Below are 7633 nucleotides of genomic sequence, written 5' to 3' on the forward strand. Positions count from 1 at the left end.
AGAGGCAGTCCCTGATTGTCGCAGCGGGCGTGGATCTTGCTCGTAAAGCCGCCGCGTGATCGACCAAGAGCGTTCGCGCAAGCCCCCCTTTTCCGCCCGCTGCCGAGACGTGGCCGCGAACGCTGGTGCTGTCGATCATGTGCTGCGAGTCGTCGGTCAGGCCCAGATCGACCAGCGTTTGTAGGAGCGCGTCCCAAACACCCTGTTCTGCCCAGCGCCGGAACCGGTCATAGACCGAGTTCCACTTGCCATAGCGCTCATGCATGTCGCGCCAGGCGCAACCGACCCGCAACACGTGCAGCATGCCGTTGAGGAAGCGCCGGTTATCGCCAGCTGGCCGCGCCCAGCGACCACGCTCTGACGGAAGAAGTGGCCCGATCAGTTCCCATTCCACATCGGATAAGTCCCTGCGACCCATGACCGCTCCTTGAAAAGCAGTCTTGAATCAGAACGAGGCGAGATTGGGACTCTTTTGTCAACACGGCCTAGACTGAGTGGGACCCGGCCTGCGGACACCATCAGGGCCAGCGGCCATCTCGCGCCGCATCAACAGGCCGGACAGATGACCGCACCCGGACAGATCAGATCATCAATCTCAACTTACCCCTTGCAGCGCAGGGGCCATCCACAGATGACAGCACCAGCCAGAGCGCTTAATCCCGCCACTGTGCCGGTACGTTGCGCTCGGATGGGGGGAATTGGGAGATGGAACTGGGCCCGGTGCGAAGCGGTTCGAACCGCTCTCTTGCCACCTCAAGCCGGGCTGCCAGAGTTCTGGCAACCTCCGGGTGGAGCGAGGCCACGCTGTAGTCCTCTCCCGGCATCCTCATGTCGTAGAGTTGCGGGTAGCCGCGTCCGCGAAGCGGGAACAGCATGTTGCGGTAGTAGTCGGCATCGACGTACTTCCAGCGCTGCGTGCGGAGGCCGACAAGGTCTTCGTCGTTGAACAGAAGCAACTGCTCATGGGGCGAGGGCGCGTCCCGTCGCAGTATCTGCGTGATGTCGCGCCCGTCCAACGCCACTCCCGGTGGCAGCGGCAGCCCGGCCATGTTGCAGAGCGTTGGCAGGAGGTCGATGCCCATCGCGATTGAGTCCGATCGCAGTCCCGCCGGAATGATCCCCGGCCGGCTGGCGATGAACGGAACCCGCGAAGCGCCGTCGTATGCGCCCCCGCCTTTTCGATCCCGCAATGCCCCAGCCGAGCCTTCGAACCACGGGCCGTTGTCCGAGGTAAAGACGACGAGCGTGTTGCGCGAGAGCCCGAGCTGCTCGATTTTCGCCATCACGCGCCCAACGATCGCATCCATCTCTTCCACCACATCGCCGTAGGCCCCCGCCGCCGAACGGCCCGCGAACTCGGGCGAGGGGAAGTTGGGGAGGTGGGGCGAACTCAGCGCAAGTGTCAGGAAGAATGGCCGCTCCCGGTTGTCCTCAATGAACTGCTCCGCGCGCGTGCCGAATTGCTGCTGGAGCGTCACCTGGTTGACGTCCATCTGCCGAGTCTGGCCCGCCTGTATTTCCCACAGGCTCAGCGGCAGCATGTCGTGACTGTACTGAATGCCATAGAACAGATCGAAGCCGTGCTTGGTTGGGGGCCAAGAAGCCGTGCCGGGGTTCCCGAGATGCCATTTTCCGACGAGAGCCGTCGTGTAGGCAGGCTGCAGCGCTTCAGCGATTGTTACTTCGGACGGAGGAAGTCCGATCTCGCTGTTTTGCATGATTACGCCGCGGGCCAGTCCGGTGCGGATCGGATAGCGTCCTGTAAGGTACCCGGCCCGCGACGGCGTGCAGAGATTGGCGGGGGCATAGTAGTCGGTCAGCGTTGCGCCGCCGCGTGCCATTCGCGAAAGGTACGGGGTCTTGATCGTACGACCGCCCGTTGGCTCGACGTCACCATACCCAAGGTCGTCCACGTAAAACACGACGAAGTTCGGCCGTTCCCCTGTTGCCTTTGCCAAAGCGCGCGTGGGCAGCAGCCCCGTGGCCGCCCCGGCCAACATCGAAGTCAGAACCGTGCGCCGGCTGGTGCAAGTGGTCACTTATGAAATCCTCCGGCTTCGAGCGTTCTATCGTCGTGACCTTGCGTGCCTCCGCGCACGATCAGCTCTACGGGAAAGTGCCGGGTGCGCGGCTTGGCTGTGAGGCGCAACCGCCAACAGGTTCCCGCCCGCCTCTACGACAGTGCTAATCCGCTTCTCCAGCGTACCCAACAGTTGTTGATCTTCCGAGCACCGGGACCTGGAGTAGCGCCGCCCCTCGAGCGTGCGCCTCGGCTTTGGCCCGGCTGTCGGGCACAAGGTCGTCCAGCCGGTCTGGCAGGTCGGGTTCGACGTACCAGTCGGACGGGAAATCGCCTGCGCGCGTGCCCCCTTCGGCCCGGCGGACGATCCCGCGTGCAGCCCGCTCGGTGTAGGGGATCACGTGGCGTCCGTCATGATCGGCAAGCTGTTCGAACAAGGCACGCCGCAGCTCGATCTTCGCGTCCAGATAGGCCGGGTCGTCGATCAGATTGTTCATTTCACGTGGATCTTCGGAAAGGTCATAGAGTTCCTCAAGGTCGTAGACACCGTAATACTGAATGTACTTCAGATCGCCCCGAGTGATCGAGAACGTGCCCGGCGTCATCGGGAACGACCACTCCCAATAGTATTCGTAGACGAAGTCCTCCGGATGCCAGTCTTCGGCGGGGACCTGTCCAGTGATCAGCGGCCGGGCGCTTTGTCCTTCGAAGTACTCGGGGCGCTGGACGCCAGCGAATTCGAGGAAAGTCGGCGCGAAATCGAGGTTGCGGATGCGACCCGGATTGACCGCCCCGGCCGGGACAGTCCCCGGCTGGTACATGACCATGGGAACGCGGACCGATGGTTCGTAGGCGGTCCGCTTGTCGATCAGGCCGTGGTCGCCGATCATGTAGCCGTTGTCGGACGTGAACACGACCAGTGTGTCGCGTTCCAGTCCGCTGTCGCGCAGCCACTGCAGGATTCGCCCGACGCTGTCGTCAACCGCGCTCAGTGTTGAATAGTAGTAGCGCAGGTACTCATCCATCTTCATGTCGGAATTGTAGAAGAAGTCGATCCCGTGCCAGGTGTTGCGCTGGTCATAGACCCAGCGCGGCTTGCCCGCGTAGTTTTCCGGAGTGTTCGCCGCGCTCGCCGGAAGGTTGAAGGCGTGATCGTCATACTGCCCCTGGTGCCGGGGTGCGGGCAAGGGGTCCGAATGGACGGCCTTGTGGCTCAGATAGAGGAAGAAAGGCTTGTCGGAAGCGCGTTCCGTCTGAAGCCAGTTCATCGCGTAGTCCGTCAGTTCATCGGTCAGGTAGCCCTGCTGCGCCACTGCGCGGCCGTCCACGTTCAAGGTGTTCACGCGTCCGTTCGCGCCGACTACCGGGAAGTAGTTGCCTTGACCGGCAAAGCTGACCCATTTGTCGAAGCCTGCGCGGGGCATGTCCGTGGCGGAACCCATGTGCCACTTGCCGATGAATGCCGTCTGGTACCCTGCCTGCTGCAGGTAGCTGGGAAAGTATACGAGCCCTTCTTCCGAGGAATCGTTGTTGTCGACCACGCCATGGTTGCGCGCCGTCAAGCCGGTCAGGATCGTCGCCCGGCTGGGACTGCACAGCGAAGAGGTAACAACCGTGTTGGGAAAGTAGGTGCCCCCACGCGCCAGTCGGTCGATGTTGGGGGTGTGCAGGCCCGGCTGCAAGAAACCCATCCCGTCGAACCGCAGATCGTCAAGCAAGATGAAGACGACGTTGGGAGACTTCTTCGTGACCGGCGCATCGAGGGGGGTCTGCGCAAGCGTGGCGGGGGCGGAGGCAAATGCCATCGTCAGCGCTGTGCAGATGCGGAGAGCTAGCTTTTTCATGGGATGGATCCTCAGGTTTTCACCGGGACGGGTCCGGCCGTCGACCGTTCGACAAGGTGGTAGGGAAGGTTGAATATTTCCGGCGGAGACCCGGGTGCCCGCTCGGCTTGCGGGCCCCGCTCGATCAGTTGCCCGGCCGCCAGCGCGGCCATCTCGCTTGTAGGCTGGCGGAAAGTGGTGAGGCGGGGCGAGCAGTTCTGCGCAACGGCAAGATCGCCGTAGCCGATGATCGAAAGGTCGCCAGGGATGGCGATGCGCCGCTCTGACGCGGCGGCGATAACGCCAGCGGCCATTTCGTCGTTTGCTGCAAAGATCGCAGTCGGCGGGTTGGATCGGTCAAGCAGCGCGCCACCTTCCCGCTCACCCGAGTCAAACAGGAAGTTGCCCTGGTGGGTGACGAGTTCCACCTCAGGCTCCTCACCGAGGCGGGCGATGAAGCCTTCGGCGCGCAGGCCGTGCGATCCATGTGCATGCGGCCCGGCGATATAGCCGATCCGCCGATGCCCCAAACCCAGCAGGTATGCGGCGATATCTCGTCCGGCTGCGGCGTTATCGACGCCGACGGTCGCCGTGCCAGGTGGAAATGTGCCTGCATTCAAGCGAAGGGTGCGCAGCCCCCGCTGGTCCAACGCTTCGAGCAGGTGCATGTCATCGCAGAGCGGCGGAAGCAGGACGACGCCGTCGACCGAAATGCGCGCCAGCATCTCCTCGATTGCCGCGCAGGGATCGCCCGGTCTAATGGCCTCGATCACAAGGTGGTAGTTTGCCGGCCTGCAGGCGCGCAGCAGCCCGGCTATGACGTCAGTGATGTAAGACGGCATCCGACCCGATGCCTCGCCGTCCATCACGGTCTTTAGCGGTCCCACCAGCAGGGCCAGCGCATAAGCCTTGCCCCCGCGCAGCCGGCTGGCGGCCGAATTGGGGGTATATCCCAGTTCCTGCGCGGCGCGCTCCACCCGCTGGCGGATTGCATCGCCGACTTTTGGATTGCCGTTGAGCACGCGCGACACGGTTGCGAGGGAGACTCCGCTTTTTTGCGCGATATCAACGATGGTTGCGCGCACCATATGCTTTCCTCCCGCTCCCGACTCCAGCGAGGCCCAGCTGAGCGCGCGGTGTGATCAACTCGTGAAAACGTTTTATTGACTCATGATAGCGTTGTCTATAGCCATCGCTCCAGGGGCCTGAGAGCTGTCAAGGGGGGGATTTCATGAAGCGTCCGATGATGCTGCTGTGCGGCGCAGCCGCAGTTGCTATGGTTGGCTCCAGCCCTGCTGCGGCACAAGTCGCCGGTGGCCTCGAAACGCCGGCGGCGGGCCTCAACACCATCATCGTCACGGCCCAAAAGCGGACCGAGACGCTGCAGGACGTACCTGTTTCAGTCCAGGTTGTCGGCGGCGAAGCGCTTGAGGAGCGCAACGAAACGCAGGTCGATGCGCTTGTGAAGCTGGATCCGAGCCTGACCTTCGATGAAGGCACGGCCGATGTCGCAAGTGGATTGCGCGTACGCGGTGTTGGAACGCAGAGCTATAGCCGCGGGGTGGAGCAGTCGGTTGCGATCGTGCGCGACGGAGTGGTCGCGGCCGACGCCGCTTCAGCCCTGCTCAATTTCAACGACGTCGAGCGGATTGAGGTGCTGCGCGGCCCTCAGGGCATCCTGTTCGGCAAGAATGCCTCCGCCGGCCTGCTCAACATCGTGACCAGAGGTCCTACCAGCTACTTCGAGGCAGGCGGGGGCGTTACCTACGGCTCCAACGACTTGCTCCTACTGGACGGGTTCGTCTCCGGGCCAGTATCTGATACGCTGAGCGCCCGTGTGGCCGGCTTCCGTAACACCATGGATTCGCTGATCGGCAACGCCTACGCCCCGGGGCCGGAAGGATTTAACAATCGCGACGACTGGGGTGTGCGCGGAAAGTTGCGCTGGGAGCCTTCGGCCATCTTCGATGTGCTGCTGACATACGAGCACCTCCAGCGCGATGTGAATTGCTGTGCCGTCGCGGGGGTGGAATATGTTTCCGGCGGGCTGGCGGAGCGGAACCAGGCCCCCGTCGGCGAGGAGAATGATCTCGCCTTTGCCCCGGACACCAGTCTCAATCGTACCAACCTCGACACGATCGCCGTCGAGGCTAACCTGGAGACCTCGAGCGGGGGAGTGATTACCTCCATCACCGGCCTTCAGAACTCCGCCTATTCAAACGATTTCGGGGCATACAACACCGGCCCGGCCACGTTCTTCATCCTGAACGAAAGCCGCACCGACACGGATCAGCTCACCCAAGAATTGCGCTACACTTCTCCGGAAGGGGAGGCGGTCGAGTTCGTGGCGGGGCTGTTCTACTATTACAACAGCTACTACCTGACGCTCGACCAGCGAATCGATATCGGCCGGTTTGGCCCGGCCGGCCGCTTCACCCCGGGCGTTTTCGGACTATCGCGCTTCCGCACGGTTGACTCGTCGAGCACGAGCTACGCTGGTTTCGCGAGTGCGACTTGGAACGTTGTGAACACTTTCCGCCTCTCGGCCGGCGCGCGCCTCCAGTACGACGAAGTAGAGATTGATGCCGGGAACTACAACGCGAACGACGGGACCTTCATCACCTCGATCGCGCCGCAATTGGGCGAACGTCAGGCGCAACGTGACGATACTGCGCTTTCCTGGCGGCTTGCCGCGGAATACGACGTCAATCCCGACGTACTGCTCTACGGAAGCGTCACGCGCGGTTACAAGAGCCTCGGGGTCAACTCGCTCGCGACGGTGATTGTAGCGCCTGAGCCGATCATCAATCCGGAAATTCCGACTGCCTTCGAAATAGGCTGGAAATCGGAGCTGCTGGACCGGCGCCTGCGGTTCAATGGGGCGCTCTTCCACACGACGTTCAAGGATTTCCAGGCGCAGGCCATCGTTCTTGATCCGGCGACACAAGCATCGAATTTCTTCCTGGCGACAGCTGGCGAGCTGGTGACCAAGGGCGTGGAAGCGCAAGTCGACGCGCAGCCGATCGATGGCTTGGTGCTGTCTGCGGCTGTCACCTACACGGATGCGGAGTACACTGATTTTGCCGGCGCTCCCTGTTACGAGGGGCAGACGCCGGCGCAGGGGTGTGTCGGAGGCGTGCAAGATCTTACCGGAACGTTCCTGCCCGGTGTGTCCGAGTGGAACTACAACGCCAGCGCGCGTTACGAAGTCCCTGTCGATCCGATGGGGATCGATGTTTACGCGCTGGCGACCTACTATGCGCGTAGCGAGTTCAACCCGACAAGTGATCCGGCGACGATGACCGACGGATACGGCATTGCCGAACTTTATATCGGGTTCAATACACAGGACGATCGCTTCGGTGCGCAAATCTTCGTGCGAAACCTGTTTAACGAGTTCTACACCACGGGTCTTACCACTGGCGGGCGGATGCAGACCGGGTACAATTTGTCGCAAGGGCTCGCCTACGACTACAAGCGCCGCTGGGGCGTTTCGGCGAGCTTCCGTTTCTGACGAAATGAAGAGAGGATGCTGGTCAGGGAAAACCGGTCAGTGCCAAAGTCGAGCCAGAGCAGGCTGCGGAGATATGGCGCTGGCCTGCCGGAAGCTCGGGCGGATGTTCATGCGCGCCCCATGCTCGTCATTGTAGGGCTGTGTAATGAACTTTGATCCGCTTCGGCATGCGACAGAGACTCCCGGTATGTGCCGGGTCGAGGGTGGCGCTTTCGACATGGGGTCCGAACGTTTCTATCCTGAGGAGGCGCCGGTTCGAAAAGTGCGGGTCGACAC

General features: G+C 62.3%; 4 protein-coding genes and 1 pseudogene. 1 reads left to right on the top strand and 4 read right to left on the bottom strand.

Annotated elements, in window-relative coordinates; genetic code table 11:
• From ELY13_RS14335 to ELY13_RS14350, 4 genes and pseudogenes are all read right to left on the bottom strand, one after another.
• A pseudogene (locus tag ELY13_RS14335) lies at positions 1–418 on the bottom strand (IS5 family transposase); the annotation flags it as partial.
• Between the two features lie 235 nt (positions 419–653).
• Positions 654–2039 carry a sulfatase family protein gene (locus ELY13_RS14340; RefSeq protein ID WP_241233735.1) on the bottom strand — a complete coding sequence of 462 codons (1386 nt, stop codon included), beginning with the start codon at positions 2037–2039 and terminating at the stop codon, positions 654–656.
• Positions 2040–2184: 145 nt separating this feature from the next.
• On the bottom strand, positions 2185–3864 hold the full coding sequence (locus ELY13_RS14345; protein ID WP_126174583.1) for a sulfatase family protein: 1680 nt from the start codon (positions 3862–3864) through the stop codon (positions 2185–2187).
• An 11-nt stretch (positions 3865–3875) separates the two neighbouring features.
• Entirely contained in the window at positions 3876–4931 is a 1056-nt protein-coding gene (locus ELY13_RS14350; protein WP_126174584.1) for a LacI family DNA-binding transcriptional regulator, read from the bottom strand.
• Between the two features lie 143 nt (positions 4932–5074).
• Here ELY13_RS14350 and ELY13_RS14355 point away from each other — a divergent pair, with 143 nt between their 5' ends.
• Positions 5075–7357: a TonB-dependent receptor gene (locus tag ELY13_RS14355; protein WP_126174585.1), complete on the top strand. Its 2283-nt coding sequence runs from the start codon at positions 5075–5077 to the stop codon at positions 7355–7357.
• The last annotated feature ends 276 nt before the right edge of the window (positions 7358–7633 follow it).

Origin of the sequence: Altericroceibacterium xinjiangense, from assembly GCF_003958635.1 — a bacterium.
Taxonomy (GTDB): Bacteria; Pseudomonadota; Alphaproteobacteria; order Sphingomonadales; family Sphingomonadaceae; genus Altericroceibacterium_A; species Altericroceibacterium_A xinjiangense.